Genomic DNA, 22,183 nt, shown 5'->3' on the forward strand with positions numbered 1-22,183 from the left:
AGTACAAAGTGGCAAAAGCAGCAAAACGGGCATTTGTCTGTAACGAATGTGGTGCGGATTATCCCCGCTGGCAGGGGCAATGTAGTGCCTGCCACGCATGGAATACCATTACAGAAGTGCGTTTAGCCGCAGCTTCATCATCATCCCGTAATGAGCGTTTCAGTGGCTATGCCGGAAATGCCAGTATCAGTAAAGTACAGAAACTCTCTGATATCAGTCTGGAAGAGCTGCCCCGTTTTTCAACAGGGTTTAAAGAGTTTGACCGTGTACTCGGCGGTGGTGTGGTTCCTGGCAGTGCCATTTTGATTGGCGGTAACCCTGGTGCGGGGAAAAGTACCCTGCTGTTACAAACCATGTGTCAGCTATCAACTCAGATGAAAACTCTGTATGTAACAGGGGAAGAATCATTACAACAAGTGGCGATGCGAGCACATCGGTTGGGTTTACCGACAGATCAGCTAAATATGCTATCGGAAACCAGCATTGAGCAGATTTGTCTGATCGCAGAGCAAGAACAACCTAAACTGATGGTGATTGATTCAATTCAGGTCATGCATATGGCTGATATCCAATCGTCACCAGGCAGTGTTGCACAAGTCAGGGAAACCGCAGCCTACCTGACACGGTTTGCCAAAACCCGCGGCGTTGCCATTATCATGGTTGGGCATGTGACAAAAGATGGCACGTTGGCAGGCCCCAAGGTACTCGAACACTGCATAGACTGTTCCGTCATGCTGGATGGTGAAACGGATTCCCGTTTCCGCACCCTGCGTAGCCATAAAAACCGCTTCGGTGCCGTTAATGAACTCGGTGTATTCGCGATGACCGAACAGGGGTTACGGGAAGTCAATAATCCTTCCGCCATTTTCCTGAGTCGTGGTGATGAAATTACCTCGGGCAGTTCTGTCATGATTGTCTGGGAAGGTACTCGTCCTCTACTCGTTGAAATTCAGGCATTAGTCGATCATTCCATGATGTCAAATCCACGCCGCGTAGCCGTAGGTCTTGAACAAAACAGGCTGGCTATTCTGCTTGCCGTTCTGCATCGACATGGCGGTTTGCAAATGGCTGATCAAGATGTTTTTGTCAATGTCGTAGGTGGGGTAAAAGTAACAGAAACGAGTGCTGATCTGGCGTTATTACTCTCTTTGGTTTCCAGTTTCCGCGACCGGCCTCTGCCTCGTGATCTGGTGGTATTTGGAGAAGTGGGATTGGCAGGAGAAATTCGTCCCGTTCCCAGTGGACAAGAACGCATTTCAGAAGCGGCCAAACACGGTTTTAAACGCGCTATTGTTCCCCATGCTAACATGCCGAAAAAATCACTGCCTGATATGAAAGTATTTGGCGTCAAAAAACTGGCCGATGCATTGTTTGTTCTGGATGATCTGGATTAAGAAATAATTTTTTATTCCTTTTAGATCTAAATATAGCAATCGCCTTGCAAGATAAGTCTTATATCTCCCCGCTACGCGGGGAGTATAAACAATCACAACTTGCAGTTGGATTGGTATATCAAGTGAAGCGAATAATACCATTTTGCACAAATATTTTTATTCATCTTACTTAAATAAAAAATCAAATAGTTAATCACCATATTATTTAATTTTTTTCTATCTCACCCTACTCTATACCAATCTAACTTCAAGATGCGTGTGATTTCATAGAGTGTTGTAAATTGCAACTTGAAGTTTAATGCGTATATTATTTATTGATTACAAAACACTGATTAAATTCAAACCATAAATGGTTATGTAAATATTTATACAACGAATAAAGCCAGGCAATCTGTTCAATAATAATTGAACAAACACTATTATTATTCATCTTTATTATTTAAATAAGTTTTCATAATACTGAGAGTATCAGATGTTGGCGTTCCTTACCCCGCGCGGTGCGCGGGGTAAGGAGTACTCCTATCATTTTGAAGCGCTATTTAACTATCAATTTAGCATTTGGTTGTTTTATTTAAAATAAATAGCTGATTATACAATTTTAAATACTTATTATAGTCAAGATGATGGTATTTAATCCCAAAAAATCAATAAACAACCAATTTTATTTTTACCTTTCACGGCAAACATGCTACTTTGTTTAGTATACTAAACTAAGAGGAGGTCTTATGCCGCAATTTGACTATTTGAAAGAGGCGATCAAACAGGCAGGTTACACATTACAGCAGGTTGCTGATGCCAGCGGAATGACCAAAGGCTATCTAAGCCAACTCATTAATGCCAAAATAAAAAGTCCCAGCGCACAGAAGCTGGCTGCTCTTCATCAATATCTAGGATTAGCATATCCCATGGAAAAGAAAACCGTCGGAGTTGTGTTTGGTAAATTTTACCCATTACATACTGGACACATTTATTTGATCCAACGAGCCTCCAGTCAAGTTGATGAGTTACATGTTGTTCTTTGTTATGACGAAATGCGTGATCGTGAGTTATTCATCAACAGTTCTATGTCTCAACAACCTACTGTCAGTGACCGTCTGAGATGGTTGCTGCAAACATTCAAGTATCAGAAAAGTATTCATATTCATGCATTTGATGAACAAGGCATGGAGCCTTACCCAAATGGCTGGGAAGCGTGGAGTCAAAGCGTTAAATCATTTCTGGCAGCAAAAAGCATCACCCCTAATTATATCTACTCCAGCGAAGCACAGGATGTTCCTCGTTATAAAGAATATTTCGGCGTTGAAACGGTGCTTATCGACCCACAGCGTTCATTCATGAATATTAGTGGTAGCCAAATCCGCCAGGCGCCTTTCCGTTACTGGGAATATATCCCTACAGAAGTAAAGCCATTTTTTGTACGTACAGTGGCTATTCTTGGTGGGGAATCGAGCGGAAAATCGACATTGGTGAATAAGCTGGCCAATATGTTTAACACGACCAGCGCATGGGAATATGGCCGCGAATATGTATTTTCCCATCTGGGAAGCGATGAAATGGCTTTACAATATTCAGATTACGATAAAATTGCATTAGGTCATGCTCAATACATTGATTTTGCTGTTAAATATGCCAATAAGGTTGCGTTTATCGATACTGATTTTGTCACAACACAGGCATTTTGCAAACGCTATGAAGGAAAAGAACATCCTTTTGTTCAGGCGATGATTGATGAATATCGCTTTGATTTAGTTATTCTTTTGGAAAACAACACGCCGTGGATTGCAGATGGTTTAAGAAGCTTAGGCAGTGAACGCGATCGCAAAGAATTTCAACATTTGCTTGAAAGTTTGTTGAAAAAAAATAATATCGATTATATCTGTGTAAATTCACCAGATTATGATCAACGTTTTCTACGTTGCGTTGAATTAGTTCAAAAGATGTTAATGGAATAAGTAACTTTTATCTATAAAATAGATTACACTTATATTATTATCACGATCAATTGATAGTGATTTATTATTCAGTGTAATCTTTATCTTATTTATATTTACCCTACCTTAACAATAAGTTAAATGTTTACTTTGGTTATTTTAACAAATGTAATAAAATAAATTGTGATAATAATATTTTTTGATACTTTAATTTTACTGTTTTGACTTGAATTACAGGGAAATAAGTCATTTAATGAACAGGCATATTTATATAATTTTTATTAGTTACTGACAAACCCACAAATATTCTAGGTGTTTTTAGCAAAAAAGGAGGTGATAATAAGTAACATTAAAATATTAACGAAATATAAAATGACTTTTTCCCTTATTATAAAAGTGGAATAAAAATAGAAGAGTTTATGCTATTTTTATTTTTTCATTGTAGCCTTAAGCATAATTCATTAATATTTTTTGACTTTTTATTCCAAGACTAAGAAACATCTCATTTATTAGATAGTCATTGTAAATAATAATTGACATAAGATGAGTATATCCTTGATGAAGATGTTTCGCATATAGACTATTTTTATTCACATAATGCCATAAGGATATCAGTGTTATTGCGAATGAATTTAGACAGCATATGTTTAAGGAAAAAGCTTTAATCTTTTAACCTAATTGTGTTGAGAATATGAACTTGAATCAATTTAAATCGATTGAGGTTATCAATATTTCATATGGTTTAACTGATGCAACAGTTAATCATGAAATGATTTCAAATATCACATTTTCTATTATACCAGGTGAAATTACTTTGATAACAGGGCCGAAGGCATCGACTAACCGCACGGTATTGTCGATTGCATCGGGTATGTTACAACCAGATCAAGGAGATGTATTAATTAATAATAACAAGTTGAAACTAATGAATGATGTGGAATTAGGAAAGTTTCATCATGAAAATAGCGGATTTATTTTCCAAGATTTCAACTTATTTAGTGAACTTACTCTCTTAGATAACTTGTTATTATCAACGTCTTATGGATTGTCACTTGCTCGCGAGCAAGCCGAAAAAATCGCACAAAAATCGCTGGATATTGTGAAATTAGGCGATAAAAGCCGTTATTATCCAGGGGAACTGTCTGAAAACGAGAAACAATTGGCAGCAATGGCGAAAGCCATAGTCAGAAGACCTGAGTATTTATTTGCAGATGACCCAACACGCAATTTAGATGATCAGGCATTTCAGACGTTCATGAATATCTTTAAATTTATTGCCCATGAACAGAAAGGTACGGTTGTCATTGCCTCTCAGGACAGGCGCCTGATAAAACATGCGGATAGCGTTATCACTTTAGCAAGTGGAAAGGCAACTAAGACTTATGAATCCATAATGGAACAACGCGTTTTAGTGTCGTAATCGCTCAGTAATAACAATGGGTTAGTTACATGCAACAAAAAACGGCCTGCTCGCAGGCCGTTTTTTCTGGCAGACTTACTTACTGATCTTTTTATATTTAATGCGGTGAGGCTCCAGCGCTTCCGCCCCCATAGTCCGCTTCTTGTAATCTTCGTATTCGCTGAAGTTTCCTTCAAAGAAGGTGACTTTACCTTCATCCTGATAATCAATAATGTGTGTCGCGATACGGTCAAGGAACCAACGGTCATGGGAAATAACCATCGCACAGCCTGGGAACTCCAACAAGGCGTTTTCCAATGCACGCAAAGTTTCGACGTCTAAATCGTTAGTTGGTTCGTCAAGCAGTAACATGTTGCCGCCAACTTGCAGCAGTTTAGCTAAATGCAGACGGCCACGCTCACCACCAGACAATTCACCAACACGCTTACCTTGATCTACGCCTTTGAAGTTAAAGCGCCCCACATAGGCACGGCTCGGAATTTCAAAGTTACCAATGCGCATAATGTCTTGACCGCCAGAAACTTCTTCCCAAACGGTTTTGCTATCATCCATGCTATCGCGGAACTGTTCAACAGAAGACAATTTAACCGTTTCACCCAGTGCAATTGAGCCAGAATCTGGCTGCTCCTGACCGGACAACATACGGAACAGCGTTGATTTACCTGCACCGTTCGGGCCGATGATCCCAACAATCGCCCCTTTTGGCAAAGAGAAACTCAAGTTGTCGATCAGTACGCGATCACCATAAGACTTGGTTAGATTAGTGACTTCCAGCACCTTGTCCCCCAAACGTGGGCCAGGCGGAATAAACAATTCGCTGGTTTCATTACGTTTCTGGTAGTCAACACTATTCAGTTCTTCAAAGCGCGCTAAACGTGCCTTGCCTTTTGCCTGACGTCCTTTCGGATTTTGGCGGATCCACTCAAGTTCTTTCTCAATGGATTTACGACGAGCTGCTTCTGACGCCGCTTCCTGTGCCAGACGTGCATCTTTTTGTTCCAGCCATGAAGAGTAGTTGCCTTCCCACGGAATACCTTCACCACGGTCAAGTTCCAAGATCCAACCAGCGACGTTATCCAGGAAGTAACGGTCGTGGGTGATCGCAACCACTGTGCCTTCATAATCGTGCAGGAAGCGCTCCAGCCATGCGACAGATTCAGCATCAAGGTGGTTAGTGGGTTCGTCAAGCAGCAGCATGTCTGGTTTTTCCAACAACAGCTGGCAAATTGCTACACGACGGCGTTCACCACCAGATAAGTGTTCAATCTTCGCATCCCATGCAGGCAGACGCAAAGCATCAGCCGCTCGCTCAAGCTGATTATCCAGATTGTGGCCGTCATGGGATTGGATAATCGCTTCCAGTTCACCTTGCTCTTTTGCCAGCTTATCGAAATCCGCATCTGGATCAGCATAAGCAGCATAAACTTCATCCAGGCGAGTCAACGCATTTTTAACTTCGCTAACAGCTTCTTCCACAGCTTCACGAACCGTATGTTCAGGATTAAGCTTAGGTTCTTGCGGCAGATAGCCGATTTTAATACCCGGTTGTGGACGTGCTTCTCCCTCAATATCTTTATCAATACCCGCCATGATGCGCAGTAAAGTAGATTTACCAGCACCATTGAGGCCGAGAACACCAATTTTTGCTCCAGGGAAAAAACTCAGAGAAATATTTTTCAGAATATGCCTTTTAGGAGGAACAACTTTTCCTACCCGATGCATACTATAAACATATTGGGCCAATGTAGTTTACCTTTTGATTATCTGCTTAATGGATCTGGTATTGTACGACTTCTTTTTAACTTGCCAACTGAGGAAGTTGGATCTTTCTCACTGTAATCGCTGTTCTGCCTTTTTTATCACCTTGCCGTTTCTAGCTGGGCGATGTATGCCAGTGCCTGAAATTGATGTGTTAAATTTTGCACAAATCACCTTGTCATTCTCACTGATAGAAGTATTTACTATGTATAAACATTCACTATGGAGGTTTGTATGTCTACTGCCATTAAAAAATGGGGGAATAGTCAAGGAATTATTATACCTACCCATATCCTCAATCAGGTTGGTCTGAAAACCGGTGTTTTGAACCCGTTAAAGGAAAAGAGATCGGTAAGTACCGACCGGCTCTTGTTCTTTCAAGTGAGGAATACAATAAAAAAACTGGGTTAGTCATGATATGTCCAATTAGTACAAGTATCCGTGGTGGAATGACTGAAGTGCCAGTAAATAATCTGGCAAAAGCAAGCGTTGTTGCTGCAAGCCTGATTCAAACATTGCCATGGAAAGACAGGAAATCCCAGTTTGTAACTGAAGCTGAAGCCGATGTGATGAACGAGGTTTTGGCTCGATTGATTTCATTGATTGGCGCAAATCATTTTTTTGAATAACCTAACCCGACTCGTACGGATTTCTCTTTTCTAGTGCCGCTAAACTGCGGTTTTATTGCGTCTCAATTTTAATATGCCGCAGTTCCTGCTGGGCTCCCGCACGTCTGGAGCAAATGAATTTTGTCTTTTGATTAAAAAATCGTTTGTATTTATCGAGCCTGGATGTCGTATTTTATCTATCCACTTATAAAATAACACTTTTTCAGTGTTTCCCATTTGGTATGACAATTGTAATAACTCATATCAATAATATGATTATAATTACATAACATCTTAACAATTCACTTGGACAACGCACCTGAGCAAGCATTTAGACACAGGGCATTTGGACACTGAGCGTCGTTTTTCGAAGGGGTATGTGGCAATGAGTAAGTGGCAGCATTTCATTACGGCTGTGAGTATGGTTTCTGTTGTTGCTGGAGCGGCACATGCCGATTCTCTGAATGCCCAACGTCAACGATATCAAGCAATAAAGCAGGCATGGGATGACAAAAATAGCGCGGAAGTGGCGCGTCTGATGCCAACGTTGAAAAACTATCCCCTGTATCCCTATCTGGAATATCGTCAATTATCTCATGATTTGGCAACGTCCACGCCTGAGCAAGTTCAGCACTTTATTAATACTCACCCTACCTTGCCACCAGCACGTTCGCTAACATCTCGATTTATCAATGTACTGGCAAACAATAGTGATTGGCGCGCCATCCTGACATTCAGCCCCAACCCGCCAACTACCGTTGCCGAACGCTGTGATTACTATTTTGCGCAATGGGCCACAGGACACCAACAAGTCGCTTGGCAAGGGACTAAAGAAATTTGGCTCAGTGGCAACTCATTACCTGATAGTTGCGATAAGTTACTCACGGCCTGGGATCAAGCTGGATACCTGTCTGCAAAATTAATTTTACAGCGTATCGAATTGGCGATGAAAGCCAATAACACCACACTTGTTACCTATCTTGCCAAACGCTTGCCGTTGCCTTATCAAGGCTTGAGTACGAATTTACTGAAGCTGCAACAAGATCCAGCGTTAATTGAACAATTTGCTACAACTACCACACCAACCGACTTCACCCGCTCGGTTATCATAACGACCTTTTCTCGATTTGCCCGCACAAATGCTGAACTTGCCAGAATAAGCATTCCTACACTTGTCCGCGCCCAAAAGATGCATAACGACGAACGACAGCAATTAAAAGATATCGTCGCATGGCAATTGATGGGAGACATTACACCAGAGCAGGCAAAATGGCGGGATGATACTATTCGCGCTTCACACTCTATCAAATTAATTGAGAGACGTGCTCGTTTAGCATTGAGGGATGGTGATCTTTCTGGGCTTGAAAGATGGATTTCGTTGCTGCCGCAAAAAACGTTGCAACAAGATGAGTGGCAATATTGGCGTGCTATTATTCTGATCAATCAAAAGAAAAACGCAGAAGGCCATGCGATATTACATAAACTGACCAGACATCGTGGTTTTTATCCCATGGTGGCAGCCCAGAAATTAGATATTTCTTATCCATTGATCATCAATAAATCAGAGAAACCCGATCGCTCCATTGCCAATATGCCGGCAATTAAGCGTATCCGAGAGTTACTGTATTGGAATATGGATAATTTGGCACGCTCAGAATGGCTCCTCCTGGTTTCTTCGCAAGATCGCGTGACACAAGAACAGTTAGCTCGTTATGCATTTGAGCAGCACTGGCCCGCATTCAGTGTACAAGCTACCATTGCGGGAAAAATGTGGGATCACCTTGAAGAGCGTTTCCCGATGGCATGGCAAAACGAATTTGCAAACTTCACGTCAGATAAAAATATTTCACAAAGTTATGCCATGGCAATTGCCCGTCAGGAAAGTGCCTGGAACCCACAGGCCCGTTCTTCCAAAGGAGCTAGCGGATTAATGCAGATCATGCCAAAAACTGCCGAACATACTGTGAAAAAAGAGAAGATTCAGGGTTATGTCAACAGCAATCAATTAATGGATCCGATTACGAATATTAAAATTGGTACCGCTTATCTGGAATCGGTCTATCAGCGTTTTGACAATAACCGTATTCTTGCCAGTGCCGCTTATAATGCCGGCCCTGCAAATGTTGAACGTTGGTTAGCGAATACCGCTGGGAATATCGATCCCATCGCCTTTATAGAAAGCATTCCCTTTGCAGAAACGCGCGCTTATGTCAAAAATGTTCTTGCCTACGATATGTTCTACCATAATTTTATGGGGAAAATGTCAAATGTGCTGACAAATGCGGAATGGCAAAGACGTTATTAATTTAAGATAAATATGGTATGCTATTGTACTAGTTGAATAGTATGGTAGTGAATTATGGCACAAAATCATTTGATTGATCCGGCACTTTCCCCGGAAGATAGTGATGACTGGCTCGCATTTGTTGAGTTGTTAAAAATAGCATTTGAACAAAATTTGCAACATTCTATTTTGCAGCTATTATTGACTCCCGATGAACGTACCGCTTTATCAACACGGGTTCGGATTATTCAGGAATTGATGCGTGGGAAAATGAATCAGCGCGAACTGAAAAATGAGCTGGGCGTTGGCATTGCGACAATTACACGTGGTTCCAATAGTTTAAAAAACGCACCGGCTCATGTTAAGAAATGGCTGGAAAATCAATTAATTACTGATTGACAATAACCACGATAAAATAACAAATTAAATAATGCAGCGGGGGCCGTCTAATCGCGCCCCCAAACAACGGCATACCGTTAAGATTAGTTATTCGACTCTTTGTAAATTTCATGATGGATAGGCACAAGAGCCAGTATCAGAGCTTGATGATAAACGCTGGTACGCGTCAGAATACCATGGGTAAAAAAGCCAATCGCACCACCTTTCTGCTTGATATTATCGACGCCAGTAACATCCGCCATTTCATGGCCAAGTTCGCGTCCTTGACGAATGCCTTCCAGGACTTTTTCTGGCAACATCAAACTCGCAGAACGCGATTCTCCCCGAATTTGTTTATGTTCAACGACCATCCAGGCAAACGTCATGTCATCTTCAATTCCTGCTTCAACGCCAACCCAAAAATCAGCTTCTGGCCGAACCTGACGAGCAGCCATAACCCGATGGCGGGCACCTGTACGCGTTTCGGTATTACCAATAGGTTGTTGAGGTACACTACTGTCTACATTAACATCTTCTATGTGGTAAGTGCCTGGGCCAAAAACATCATCGAATGCAAGGCTAATCGCTTTTATCTTCGCAGGGTTAGTTGTTGCTGCAATAACGTGGTACATATAAATAAATTATCCTTTGAATTATTTCATGATGCAGTATAACGGAAAATAACTATGTTACAGGTCTATCTTGTTCGTCATGGCGAAACCGAATGGAATGTGGCTCGTCGTATTCAGGGGCAGTCTGACAGCCCTTTGACCGAAACTGGCCGGCGCCAAGCTCACTTGGTCGCGCAGAGAGTTAAATCAGAAAACATTACCCATGTTATCACCAGTGACCTTGGTCGGACACGCCAAACAGCAGAAATCATCGCGAGAGCCTGTGGCTGCGATATCATACTGGAACCACGCCTGCGAGAGTTAAATATGGGCGTTCTGGAAAATCGCGAACTAACTTCCCTTACACCAAAAGAAGAATCCTGGCGTAAAAGCCTTGTTGATGGTACACCAAATGGACGGATCCCAGAAGGTGAATCGATGGATGAAGTGTCTACCCGTATGCGGGCCGCACTGGAAAATTGCCTTAACCTGCCTGCGGGTAGTCGTCCACTGTTGGTCAGTCATGGAATAGCTCTCGTCAGTTTGATCTGCTCTATTCTGGGTCTTCCCGCTAACTCAGAACGTCGTCTTCGGTTGAGAAACTGTTCCATCTCACGGGTGGATTATCAAGATAGCCCGTGGCTGGCTCCAGGTTGGATAGTTGAAACAACGGGCGATATCACCCATCTGGATATGCCCGCCTTGGATGAATTACAAGGTTAACGTTCAATTGGGATGAGATACTCAAATTCCACAATATGATTTTGTGTCTCATCCCCAAGATTTTTCCATTCAAGATTGGTGAGGTAATATCGCTCGACATCGTATCCCTTTCTGCGAGTTATGTTTAGTGTAGGCAAACAGACGCCATAAACTGTAAAGAGAAATTCTTGTAACTGCTCTTTATCACCAAAATAACTGAATGAAATATAATCCCCACTTGGCAAGACGACTGGATGGCTATTTTTGCTATCAAAGGTCGCATATTCTGGTTCTACAGCTGTGGTATAGAACACGGTCTGTTCATCTTCACTCTCCACACAAGGGGTCGTATGGTGTAATCCATAAAGTCTCGGTGGTAATACTTCAGCATTCTGTAGATAGTTAATCCAAAAATCGTGACGCATATTCTTGCAATCTTCTGACCACTGCTCAAGTGTGTAACTGCAAGTGTGCTCAGTACCGATAAGTGACTTCTCTTCCAACGTGACAAATTTGTGCTCTGGCAACGGTTTGTTATCCAGCAAGATAGGAGGATGTATTCCTTTTGCGCACCATTCTTCGCTGCGACGATAGGCTGCTGGCGTTCGGTCAAACTGTTTTTTAAAAGCTCTTGTGAAAGTTTGTTGAGAATCAAAACGATATTGCAAGGCAATGTCCAAGATTGGACGGCTGGTTAAACGTAATGCAACGGCGGCCCTGGATAATCTTCTCGCACGGATATAAGAGCCTATTGCCTGGCCTGTTACTTCCTTAAACATGCGCTGCAAGTGCCATTTGGAGTAACCGGCTTTTGCTGCAACGTTATCAAGAGACAATGGACGATCCAGATTATTATCCACCCAATGCAGCAAGTCTCGAATGATGTTGGTTTGATCCATACATCTCCCTCAGTCATTAAGACAAAAAGAAAATCATATAAATGTAAAACAACTTATCAGTTTGAAAACTAAAAGTTTTTCCCTAAAAACAGATATTATGCAGTTTGATCAATAATCAACACCTATACTTTTCCCAAAATAAACCTAGATTACAATTTCCCTGAGTGTTGTTGCAGTATCCACTATCCTAGTAATTGGTTACTAATATTTATTATAACTATTGGTTAGTTATTCTTTAGGTACAATATGCCAAGCTGGTTCCATTAGGCAGATTGATTGTTACATTGATGTTACCAACACACTCTCAATAAATTAAACAAGCTTTTGCTTGGAATAAATTAATAGCAGAATTGGTAATATGTCAAGCATTGTCTTGATAAATAAGCCAGTGGTATGAATTGTAAGAGAAAATTATTTACTACCGAAGTGCTGGATGTTGACCTAACTCCAATGGCATAACTTTTTAAAGATCAGGACTTACTCGTCTTGGATGCATATTCAGCTATAATGCCCAAGTTTTCCATCACAGATACATTCCATTAGAAATGATTTAGTTAAATTTATTGCGTTACATTATATGTGAATGATAGATATTTTCACTGTATTTATTTAATTCAATTGGACTATATATGGCAACAATGAAGAAAATAGTGATAGCGGCGACCTTACTCTTTTCTCCTGCGGCTTTACATGCTGAAGAGATCGGTTCTGTTGACACCGTGTTCAAACTTTTTGGCCCTGATAACAAGATAGTGATAGAAGCTTTTGATGATCCTGACGTTAAAAATGTCACCTGTTATCTCAGCAGAGCTAAAACTGGCGGACTCAAGGGAGGATTAGGATTGGCAGAAGATACTTCTGATGCAGCCATATCCTGCCAGCAAGTTGGCCCGATTGAATTGGCAGATAAGATAAAAAAATCCCCTAAGAAAGGACAAGTCGTCTTCCAAAAACGCACTTCTTTGGTATTTAAAAAATTGCAGGTTGTACGCTTCTATGATCCAAAGCGTAATTCACTAATTTATTTAACTTATTCTGACAAAGTGATCGATGGTTCTCCTAAAAATGCAATCAGTGCTGTACCGATTATGCCGTGGAAAGAGTGAATAACTCATCACTGAGACAAGAAAAGCCCTGATGCCATCGGACATACGGGGCTTTTTGACAGATACACTATGTAGAAGATATACCTATATACGCATTAAACTTCAAATTGCAATTTACAACACTCTATGAAATCACACGCATCTTGAAGTTAGCTTGGTATAAAAAAGTATCAATTAGTCTTCTAAATCACCACAGAAACGGTAACCTTCACCGTGGATGGTCGCAATGATTTCTGGAGTATCTGGTGTCGATTCGAAGTGCTTACGAATGCGGCGAATAGTCACATCAACAGTACGATCGTGCGGTTTCAGTTCGCGGCCTGTCATTTTTTTCAACAATTCGGCACGGGTTTGGATTTTTCCTGGATTCTCACAGAAATGAAGCATCGCACGGAATTCGCTACGCGGCAATTTGTAATGATCGCCCATCGGACTAACCAAAGAGCGGCTATTAATATCCAGCTCCCATCCATTGAACTTATAACTTTCAACTTGGCGACGCTCTTCTCCTGGATGACTCAGGTTCATTGTCCGCGAAAGCAAATTACGTGCACGGATGGTTAATTCGCGTGGGTTAAATGGCTTAGTTATATAATCATCAGCACCGATTTCGAGACCAAGAATTTTGTCCACTTCATTATCACGGCCGGTTAGGAACATCAACGCAACATTTGCCTGCTCACGTAATTCACGGGCAAGCAGTAAGCCATTTTTACCTGGCAGATTGATATCCATAATGACTAAATTGATATCGTTATCTGACAGAATGTTGTGCATTTCTGAACCATCATTGGCTTCATAAACAACATACCCTTCAGCCTCAAAAATACTCTTAAGGGTATTGCGTGTGACAATTTCGTCTTCAACAATCAAAATGTGCGGGGTTTGCATGGTTGCTACCTAAAATCGCTAAAAAACAGAATCTGTATGGCACAAGCTGTTATTATTAAAAGAAAATATGCTGATCTTGTTCTGAATGCCAGAAAACCAGCTTATGCCCGAAATAAACGTTTTGATATGTTTTACGCTAAAACGCTAGCGTCGCTTTCCTAGAGGGTACATACCCGATTTAAACGAGGCTTCTATATTAGTCTATTAACAGCAATATAACAGCTAGTAATGCATTTGCCTTCTAAAAAAACTAACTTTTGTTGATACATATCAAAATCAATTGTAGCACGTTAACATTAATTGTAATTGTTAATTTTAATTTGGGCCATTTGTTATTAACTTGAATAAATTATGTTAATGGATGTTAAAATACCGTGAATCCTTGAAGAGATTCGCTCGGCACTGAAATATCCAGATGACACGTTTTTATCATAAAGACAAAATAATTACAAAATATGTTTTTTGTAAAATTAAATGCTATTAAATAAGCTGACTAACCAAATAATGATTTGTCATTTGGGCTATATTTTGAATAATTTCGATACGGAAAATGACGTTTTTTTCTTCTTTCGTCATAAAAAATATTTGACATTGACCACAATTTAATTTAACCAATAGGGGGTCAAACGAATTAAAAAGACAGACAGGAAACTATGCTCCACATCAGCTCAAAAAAAATGGTTCTTGCAAACACCACTACAACCACGATTACCACCGGAACCATGAGTTGCGGTGCGGGCTGACGCATACACATAAAACAACAATAAGCCCGTATCCTACAAGATACGGGCTTTTTTTTGGACAGAAATCAGGAGAAGAACGTTAATGCGAGTATTGAAATTTGGCGGAACCTCAGTTGCGAATCACCAGCGGGTACTGAGTGTTGCAGATATCGCCGAGAATGAGTTATCCCTAGGGCAAGTTGCCTTAGTGCTTTCTGCACCAGCAAAAATCACAAACCATCTGGTGGCGATGATCGAAAAAACGGTTGCCGGGCAAGATATTGTTTCCAATATGAGTGATGCCAGCCAAATCTTTACTGATTTGCTGTCAGGATTGAAAGAGCAACAACCCGGGTTTGATTATGAACGCCTGAAAGGACTAGTAGAACGTGAGCTAGCCAGCCTTAAACAGACTCTGCACGGCATTTCCTTATTAAAACAATGCCCAGATAGCATTAATGCCTCCCTGATCTGTCGTGGCGAGAAATTGTCGATTGCCATCATGGAATCCGTACTACAGGCTCGTGGTCATAAAGTGACTGTCATTGATCCGGTCAAAAACCTTTTGGCGCATGGACATTGTCTCGAATCCACCGTCGATATCCATGAATCTACCAAACGCATTGCAGCACTCAACATTCCTGCTGACCATATTATCCTGATGGCGGGTTTCACTGCGGGCAATGAAAATGGCGAATTGGTCGTGTTGGGACGCAACGGTTCTGACTATTCAGCCGCAGTATTGGCGGCATGTCTGCGTGCGGATTGTTGTGAAATCTGGACGGATGTAGACGGTGTTTATACTTGTGATCCAAGGGCGGTGAAAGATGCACGCTTGCTGAAAAGCTTGTCATATCAGGAAGCGATGGAATTGTCTTATTTCGGTGCGAAAGTCCTCCATCCTCGCACTATCGCCCCGATTGCTCAGTTTCAAATTCCTTGCCTGATAAAAAATACTGCCAATCCCGATGCTCCAGGTACTTTTATTGGCGATGCACGCATTAATGATGGGCAAAAAGAGCAGAATATGCCGATTAAAGGCATTACCAATCTGGATCACATGGCGATGTTCAACGTTTCCGGCCCTGGCATGAAAGGTATGGTCGGGATGGCGGCACGGATCTTTTCCGTCATGTCACGCAAGGGTATTTCCGTTGTATTAATCACACAGTCTTCGTCAGAATACAGCATCAGCTTCTGTGTGCCACAAAAAGAATTGGCAAAAGCACAAAAGGCACTGACAGAAGAATTTTACCTGGAGCTGAAAGATGGTGTACTTGATCCCATCGACGTGATCGACAATCTTGCCATTATTTCTGTCGTTGGCGATGGTATGCGCACTCAGCCAGGAACGTCAGCCCGCTTTTTCTCCGCATTGACACGCGCCAATATCAACATCATTGCCATCGCGCAAGGCTCTTCTGAACGTTCCATTTCTGCCGTTATTGAAAACGATGCCGCGACCACGGCTGTTCGTCTTTGCCACCAAATGCTGTTTAACACCGCTCAGGTTGTTGAAGTCTTCGTTGTCGGTGTGGGGGGGGTAGGCAGTGCGTTGATCGAGCAAATACGTCGTCAGCAAACCTGGCTCAAACAGAAACACATCGATCTGCGCGTCTGTGGTATTGCCAACTCCCGCGCTTTATTGACTGATGTGCAAGGCATCTGTCTGGATAACTGGCAGCAGGCACTCTCAGAAGCCACCGAACCTTTTAGCTTGAGTCGCCTGATCCGCCTTGAAAAAGAGTACCATCTCCTGAATCCTGTCATTGTCGACTGCACTTCCAATCAGTCGATTGCGGAACAGTATGCAAGTTTCCTCAGCGATGGCTTTAACGTTGTCACACCCAATAAAAAAGCCAATACCTTATCAATGGCTTATTATCGCCAAATCCGTCAGGCCGCCGAGAAATCGAAACGTAAGTTCTTGTATGACACTAACGTAGGGGCTGGATTACCGGTTATCGAAAACTTACAAAATCTGCTTAATGCCGGTGATGAATTAGTGCAGTTCAGTGGCATTCTGTCGGGTTCTTTGTCCTATATTTTCGGTATGCTGGATGAAGGTATGACGCTGTCACAAGCGACCTTGCTAGCCAAAGAGAAAGGCTTTACTGAACCCGATCCACGCGATGATCTCTCCGGCATGGATGTTGCGCGGAAGCTGCTGATCCTGGCACGTGAGGCAGGTTATGAACTGGAACTGGACGATATTCATGTCGAACCCGTTCTGCCTATATCGTTCGACGCCAGTGGCGATGTTGATAGTTTCCTGCAACATTTACCGCAACTGGATCAGGAATTTAGCCAACGTGCAAAACAAGCCGCAGAACAAGGAAAAGTATTACGTTATGTTGGCTTAATTGAGCAAGGCCGTTGTACAGTGAAAATTGTCTCTGTTGATGGCAACGATCCACTTTATAAAGTCAAAAATGGCGAAAATGCTTTGGCTTTCTACACCCGTTATTATCAACCCATTCCGCTGGTATTACGTGGTTATGGTGCAGGAAATGATGTAACGGCAGCCGGTGTTTTTGCTGATATATTACGCACTCTGTCATGGAAATTGGGGGTTTAATGGTTATCAGGGTTTATGCGCCTGCCTCTATCGGGAACGTTGGCGTCGGATTTGATGTGCTTGGCGCAGCAGTTTCTCCCATTGATGGCTCATTACTTGGAGATTGTGTCTCTGTAAGTGAAGCTGATAGTTTCAGTTTGAATAATAAAGGACGATTTGTTGGCAAATTACCGACCGATCCCAAACAGAATATCGTCTATCAATGCTGGCAGCTTTTTTGTCAACGACTGGGAAAAGACCTGCCCGTTACCATAACATTAGAGAAAAATATGCCGATCGGTTCGGGATTAGGCTCCAGTGCCTGCTCTGTCGTCGCCGGTTTAGTCGCATTGAACGAATATGCTGGTCACCCATTTAACCAACACCAGTTGCTGGAGATGATGGGAGAATTAGAAGGACGTATTTCCGGTGGTGTTCATTATGATAATGTCGCGCCCTGCTATTTGGGCGGATTGCAATTGATATTATCTCAGGAAGATACCACCTGTCTGCCTGTTCCCACATTTGCAGATTGGCTATGGGTAATGGCTTATCCCGGCATCAAAGTATCGACAGCAGAAGCCCGTGCAATCCTACCCAATCACTATGCCCGTGAGGACATCATTGAGCACGGACGTCACTTTGCTGGCTTTATCCATGCCTGCCATACCCAGCAATCAGGGTTGGCTGCCAAATTAATGCAAGATGTTGTGGCAGAGCCTTATCGCACACAACTGTTACCCGGCTTTGCTCATGCACGTGATGCAGTCAAAACATTAGGGGCGCTGGCGTGCGGCATTTCCGGCTCCGGCCCGACACTGTTTGCCATTTGCCATGAAATGGCTGTAGCAGAAGAGGTTGCACAGTGGCTGCAACAACATTACATACAGAATGATGAAGGCTTTGTACACATTTGCCGTCTGGATCTCGCAGGCGCACGACAGGTAAAGTAACCATGAAATTATATAACTTAAAAGATAACAGTGAGCAGGTCAGTTTTTCACAGGCGGTAAAACAAGGGTTAGGTAAACAGCAGGGCCTCTTTTTTCCGCAGGATTTGCCAGAATTCAGCCGTAATGAAATTGACGATTTATTGAAATTGGATTTTGTCAGTCGCAGCCAACGCATTCTCTCTGCTTTTATTGGCGATGAAATTCCCACAGAACAATTGGCAGCCCGCGTAAAAAACGCGTTTGCCTTCCCTGCCCCTGTAGCAACTGTCGAAGATGATATCGCTTCACTGGAGCTTTATCACGGCCCGACACTGGCGTTCAAAGACTTTGGTGGCCGTTTTATGGCACAAATTCTTGCTCAAATTGCAGGAGAGCAGCCCGTCACGATTTTAACTGCAACATCCGGTGATACCGGCGCCGCAGTGGCCCATGCTTTCTATGGCTTGCATAACGTACAGGTGGTGATCCTTTATCCCGAAGGCAAGATCAGCCCATTGCAGGAAAAACTCTTTTGTACTCTGGGTGGCAATATTCATACAGTTGCTATCAAGGGGGATTTCGATGCTTGCCAGGCATTGGTCAAACAGGCTTTTGATGACGAAGAACTGAAACAGGCTTTACATCTCAACTCAGCTAATTCAATTAATATCAGCCGCCTACTGGCACAAATCTGTTATTATTTTGAAGCCGTTGCGCAGATCCCCGCAGAAAAACGTGAGCAATTGGTCATTTCCGTCCCAAGTGGTAATTTTGGTAATTTAACCGCCGGGCTGCTGGCAAAATCATTAGGACTACCGGTAAAACGTTTTATCGCGGCAACCAACGTCAATGACACCGTTCCTCGTTATTTAGCGGCAGGTAAGTGGCAGCCACATCAGACCATTCCGACGCTATCCAATGCTATGGATGTCAGCCAGCCCAATAACTGGCCACGTATTGAAGAATTGTTCAAACGCAAAGGCTGGGCACTGAGTGAATTGGCAAACGGGGTTGTGGATGACTCAACCACTCAAAGCACCATGCGCGAACTGGCGGCAAAAGGCTATATTTCCGAACCACATGCTGCCATCGCTTATCGTGTTTTGCGGGATCAATTACAAGAAGGGGAATATGGCTTGTTTCTGGGCACTGCTCATCCAGCCAAATTTAAGGAAAGCGTCGAGGCCACTCTCGGCCAACCATTGTCCTTGCCACAAGCGTTATCTGAGCGCGCAGATCTGGACTTGTTATCCCACTTTATGCCCGCTGACTTCTCAACATTGCGTGAATTTTTGATGGAAAAAACATCGAAATAACATGGCATTTATCACTCCGCCTATTTATAGGTGGAGTGATATCAGGTTTTGAAAATTAAAATTAATGCTGCTCAGAACGCTTAAATACCAACTCATCTCCTTTAGAGAGAGATTCATCAAAAGCGTATCCTTCCAGATTGAACGCCACCAGTTGTGCTGGTTCGGTCAGTTGGTTCTGAATAATAAAACGGCTCATCAGGCCACGGGCTTTTTTAGCATAGAAACTAATGACCTTGTATTTGCCATTTTTTTCATCCAGAAAAACAGGCTTGATAACTCTGGCTGCCAGCTTTTTGCTATTTACTGATTTAAAATACTCATCTGATGCCAGATTGACCAGAATCTCATCACCTTGCTGTTCCAGAGCCGCATTTAAATTTTCAGTAATGCGGTCGCCCCAAAACTGATACAGATCCTTACCACGTGGATTTTCCAGCTTAATACCCATTTCCAAACGATAAGGCTGCATCAAATCGAGAGGACGCAAAACGCCATACAGGCCAGATAGAATTCTTAAATGTGTTTGAGCAAAATCAAAATCGTCAGCAGAAAAAGTTTCTGCCTGCATACCGGTATAAACATCACCTTTAAATGCCAAAATCGCCTGGCGGGCATTGTCTGGCGTAAAATGGGGCTGCCATTCACCAAAACGAGCAGCATTCAATCCTGCCAACTTATCACTAATACTCATCAAACTGCCGATTTGCGCAGGCGTTAAAGTCCGGCAAATCTCGATCAATTGTTGGGCTTCCGCCAATAGCAGTGGTTGACTATATTTTTCTGTTGCAAGAGGGCTTTCATAATCAAGTGTTTTTGCCGGTGAAATGGTAATAAGCATTATTTTTTCCTAATAATCCAGACTTCCCTCACTTTAGCAAAAAAGACAAAAAGAGGAGAATCTTAGCAAGAGAATTTTCCTACCTTACAGCCGCGCCTGACCATGTTATTATCACCAGATGGCGAGGCAATGTTGCCAAAGATTTTACGTATAACGATGAGATATTAAACATGACCGATAAACTGACTTCCCTGCGTAAACTGACAACAGTAGTAGCAGATACCGGGGATATCGCGGCGATGAAACTGTATCAGCCGCAAGATGCGACCACCAACCCTTCCCTGATTTTGAATGCAGCTCAAATTCCAGAATATCGCCAACTGATCGATGAAGCTGTTGAATGGGCGCGTGGTCAAAGCGATTCCCGTGAACAACAAATTATCGATGCCAGCGATAAATTGGCTGTCAACATTGGCCTGGAAATTCTGAAACTGATCCCTGGCCGTATCTCCACTGAAGTTGATGCACGCCTGTCTTATGACACCGAAGCAAGCGTAGCGAAAGCAAAACGTCTGATCAAGCTGTACAACGAAGCAGGTATCAGCAACGATCGCATTCTGATCAAACTGGCTTCTACCTGGCAAGGTATCCGTGCTGCGGAACAACTGGAAAAAGAAGGCATCAACTGTAACCTGACTCTGTTATTCTCCTTTGCTCAGGCACGTGCTTGTGCTGAAGCGGGGGTCTACCTGATCTCTCCATTTGTTGGCCGTATCCTTGACTGGTATAAAGCAAATAGTGGTCAGAAAGAATTCGCACCGCATGAAGATCCAGGTGTGATTTCCGTTACTGAAATTTATCAGTACTACAAAGAACACGGTTACAACACGGTTGTTATGGGTGCAAGTTTCCGTAACGCGGGTGAAATTCTGGAACTGGCAGGCTGTGATCGCCTGACAATCTCTCCAGCACTGCTGAAAGAGCTGTCAGAAACAGCGGGTGAAGTTGAGCGTAAATTGGGTTATGAAGGCGAAATCAAAGAGCGCCCAGCACCAATGACTGAAGCTGAGTTCTACTGGAACCACCACCAGGATGCAATGGCAACGGAAAAACTGGCAGAAGGTATCCGTAAGTTTGCAGTAGACCAAGGCAAACTTGAAAGCATGATCGCTGACTTGCTGTAATTTCAAGCGATACGCTATTTTTTCTTGTACAAAGGCGACAAAATAGGTCGCCTTTTGTTTATTTCACGTTACCACCCACAAATTTTATTATTTTTCCTATTATTATAATTAATTGAGGTTTGTATGAATGTATTGCGCATTGGCCTCGTGTCTGTTTCCGATCGTGCTTCAAACGGCGTTTATCAGGATAAAGGGCTGCCCGCACTGGAAACATGGCTGAAAAAAGCGATTACCACACCTTTTAGCGTAGAAACCCGCCTTATTCCTGATGAGCAAATCCTGATTGAACAAACATTGTGTGAATTGGTCGATGAACTGGGCTGCCATTTGGTACTCACCACGGGGGGAACAGGACCTGCGCGTCGTGATGTCACGCCAGATGCAACGTTGGCAATTGCGGATCGTGAAATGCCCGGATTTGGGGAACAGATGCGTCAAATCAGCCTTCAATTTGTGCCAACCGCCATCCTGTCCCGACAAGTCGGCGTGATCCGCAATCAAGCACTGATTCTCAACCTTCCCGGACAACCGAAAGCCATCGCAGAAACACTGGAAGGATTAAAAGACGAAAATGGCAAGGTATTGGTAGCGGGAATTTTTGCCAGTGTTCCCTATTGCATCCAATTGCTGGATGGCCCTTATGTGGAAACGGCTGAAAGCGTTGTCGCCGCGTTCAGGCCGAAAAGTGCACGTCGTTAAAAGTCCAATTCAT

19 protein-coding genes and 1 other annotated feature are annotated in these 22,183 nt (G+C 42.7%); of the genes, 14 read left to right on the top strand and 5 right to left on the bottom strand.

The features are described from left to right. Positions 1 to 8 precede the first annotated feature (8 nt). From radA to WDV75_RS04240, 3 genes are all read left to right on the top strand, one after another. The gene (radA, locus tag WDV75_RS04230; protein ID WP_273558042.1) at positions 9 to 1,394 is read left to right on the top strand and encodes a DNA repair protein RadA; all 1,386 of its coding nucleotides are present in this window, start codon (positions 9 to 11) and stop codon (positions 1,392 to 1,394) included. A gap of 725 nt (positions 1,395 to 2,119) precedes the next feature. Next, complete coding sequence (gene nadR, locus WDV75_RS04235) at positions 2,120 to 3,346, top strand: multifunctional transcriptional regulator/nicotinamide-nucleotide adenylyltransferase/ribosylnicotinamide kinase NadR (RefSeq protein ID WP_273558043.1); 1,227 nt, start codon at positions 2,120 to 2,122, stop codon at positions 3,344 to 3,346. Between the two features lie 670 nt (positions 3,347 to 4,016). Beyond that, entirely contained in the window at positions 4,017 to 4,745 is a 729-nt protein-coding gene (locus tag WDV75_RS04240) for an ATP-binding cassette domain-containing protein (RefSeq protein ID WP_273558044.1), read from the top strand. Between the two features lie 75 nt (positions 4,746 to 4,820). Here the strand turns inward: WDV75_RS04240 and ettA are convergent, their stop codons facing one another. Then, the gene (gene ettA, locus WDV75_RS04245; protein ID WP_273558045.1) at positions 4,821 to 6,488 is read right to left on the bottom strand and encodes an energy-dependent translational throttle protein EttA; all 1,668 of its coding nucleotides are present in this window, start codon (positions 6,486 to 6,488) and stop codon (positions 4,821 to 4,823) included. Positions 6,489 to 6,737: 249 nt separating this feature from the next. On the opposite strand from ettA, the gene WDV75_RS04250 reads away from it, so the two are divergent. From WDV75_RS04250 to trpR, 4 genes are all read left to right on the top strand, one after another. Further along, positions 6,738 to 6,914, top strand: a complete 177-nt coding sequence (locus WDV75_RS04250; RefSeq protein WP_338860738.1) for a hypothetical protein — start codon at positions 6,738 to 6,740, stop codon at positions 6,912 to 6,914. Next, the gene (locus tag WDV75_RS04255; protein ID WP_338861195.1) at positions 6,851 to 7,132 is read left to right on the top strand and encodes a type II toxin-antitoxin system PemK/MazF family toxin; all 282 of its coding nucleotides are present in this window, start codon (positions 6,851 to 6,853) and stop codon (positions 7,130 to 7,132) included. Before WDV75_RS04250 ends, WDV75_RS04255 begins: the two co-directional genes overlap by 64 nt. A 364-nt stretch (positions 7,133 to 7,496) precedes the next feature. Further along, positions 7,497 to 9,416 carry a murein transglycosylase gene (gene sltY / locus WDV75_RS04260; protein WP_273558046.1) on the top strand — a complete coding sequence of 640 codons (1,920 nt, stop codon included), beginning with the start codon at positions 7,497 to 7,499 and terminating at the stop codon, positions 9,414 to 9,416. Between the two features lie 54 nt (positions 9,417 to 9,470). Then, complete coding sequence (gene trpR / locus WDV75_RS04265) at positions 9,471 to 9,794, top strand: trp operon repressor (RefSeq protein WP_189758332.1); 324 nt, start codon at positions 9,471 to 9,473, stop codon at positions 9,792 to 9,794. A gap of 83 nt (positions 9,795 to 9,877) precedes the next feature. Here the strand turns inward: trpR and yjjX are convergent, their stop codons facing one another. Then, positions 9,878 to 10,405 carry an inosine/xanthosine triphosphatase gene (gene yjjX / locus WDV75_RS04270; protein ID WP_189758331.1) on the bottom strand — a complete coding sequence of 176 codons (528 nt, stop codon included), beginning with the start codon at positions 10,403 to 10,405 and terminating at the stop codon, positions 9,878 to 9,880. Between the two features lie 54 nt (positions 10,406 to 10,459). On the opposite strand from yjjX, the gene gpmB reads away from it, so the two are divergent. Further along, the gene (gene gpmB, locus WDV75_RS04275; protein WP_273558047.1) at positions 10,460 to 11,107 is read left to right on the top strand and encodes a 2,3-diphosphoglycerate-dependent phosphoglycerate mutase GpmB; all 648 of its coding nucleotides are present in this window, start codon (positions 10,460 to 10,462) and stop codon (positions 11,105 to 11,107) included. Here gpmB and robA read toward each other — a convergent pair. Further along, complete coding sequence (gene robA, locus WDV75_RS04280) at positions 11,104 to 11,985, bottom strand: MDR efflux pump AcrAB transcriptional activator RobA (protein ID WP_273558048.1); 882 nt, start codon at positions 11,983 to 11,985, stop codon at positions 11,104 to 11,106. The genes gpmB and robA overlap by 4 nt on opposite strands. Before the next feature lie 629 nt (positions 11,986 to 12,614). Here robA and creA point away from each other — a divergent pair. Further along, complete coding sequence (gene creA, locus WDV75_RS04285) at positions 12,615 to 13,091, top strand: protein CreA (RefSeq protein ID WP_189758328.1); 477 nt, start codon at positions 12,615 to 12,617, stop codon at positions 13,089 to 13,091. A gap of 174 nt (positions 13,092 to 13,265) precedes the next feature. Here creA and arcA read toward each other — a convergent pair whose 3' ends face one another. Continuing rightward, positions 13,266 to 13,982, bottom strand: coding sequence for a two-component system response regulator ArcA (gene arcA / locus WDV75_RS04290; RefSeq protein ID WP_074022800.1), 717 nt, complete (start codon positions 13,980 to 13,982; stop codon positions 13,266 to 13,268). Between the two features lie 680 nt (positions 13,983 to 14,662). Next, positions 14,663 to 14,782: a sequence feature (Thr leader region), on the top strand. 25 nt (positions 14,783 to 14,807) lie between these two features. Between arcA and thrA the strand changes: the two genes are divergently transcribed. Genes thrA through thrC form a run of 3 tightly spaced genes read left to right on the top strand, consistent with a single transcriptional unit; the run spans position 14,808 to position 19,509 of the window. After that, positions 14,808 to 17,282 (top strand): bifunctional aspartate kinase/homoserine dehydrogenase I, encoded by a 2,475-nt coding sequence (gene thrA, locus WDV75_RS04295; protein WP_273558049.1) that lies wholly within the window; start codon positions 14,808 to 14,810, stop codon positions 17,280 to 17,282. Next, positions 17,264 to 18,214, top strand: a complete 951-nt coding sequence (gene thrB, locus WDV75_RS04300; RefSeq protein WP_273558050.1) for a homoserine kinase — start codon at positions 17,264 to 17,266, stop codon at positions 18,212 to 18,214. The genes thrA and thrB overlap by 19 nt, the downstream gene beginning before the upstream one ends. 2 nt (positions 18,215 to 18,216) lie before the next feature. Continuing rightward, the gene (thrC, locus tag WDV75_RS04305; protein WP_273558051.1) at positions 18,217 to 19,509 is read left to right on the top strand and encodes a threonine synthase; all 1,293 of its coding nucleotides are present in this window, start codon (positions 18,217 to 18,219) and stop codon (positions 19,507 to 19,509) included. Positions 19,510 to 19,570: 61 nt separating this feature from the next. Here thrC and yaaA read toward each other — a convergent pair whose 3' ends face one another. Beyond that, a complete protein-coding gene (gene yaaA, locus WDV75_RS04310; protein ID WP_273558052.1) occupies positions 19,571 to 20,347 on the bottom strand; it encodes a peroxide stress protein YaaA in 777 nt (258 codons plus the stop codon). Between the two features lie 170 nt (positions 20,348 to 20,517). Here yaaA and tal point away from each other — a divergent pair, with 170 nt between their 5' ends. Then, on the top strand, positions 20,518 to 21,471 hold the full coding sequence (gene tal / locus WDV75_RS04315; RefSeq protein WP_273558053.1) for a transaldolase: 954 nt from the start codon (positions 20,518 to 20,520) through the stop codon (positions 21,469 to 21,471). A gap of 123 nt (positions 21,472 to 21,594) precedes the next feature. Next, the gene (gene mog / locus WDV75_RS04320; protein ID WP_273558054.1) at positions 21,595 to 22,170 is read left to right on the top strand and encodes a molybdopterin adenylyltransferase; all 576 of its coding nucleotides are present in this window, start codon (positions 21,595 to 21,597) and stop codon (positions 22,168 to 22,170) included. Positions 22,171 to 22,183: the final 13 nt, after the last annotated feature.

The sequence above is a fragment of the Xenorhabdus griffiniae genome (genome assembly GCF_037265215.1).
Lineage (GTDB): Bacteria > Pseudomonadota > Gammaproteobacteria > Enterobacterales > Enterobacteriaceae > Xenorhabdus > Xenorhabdus griffiniae.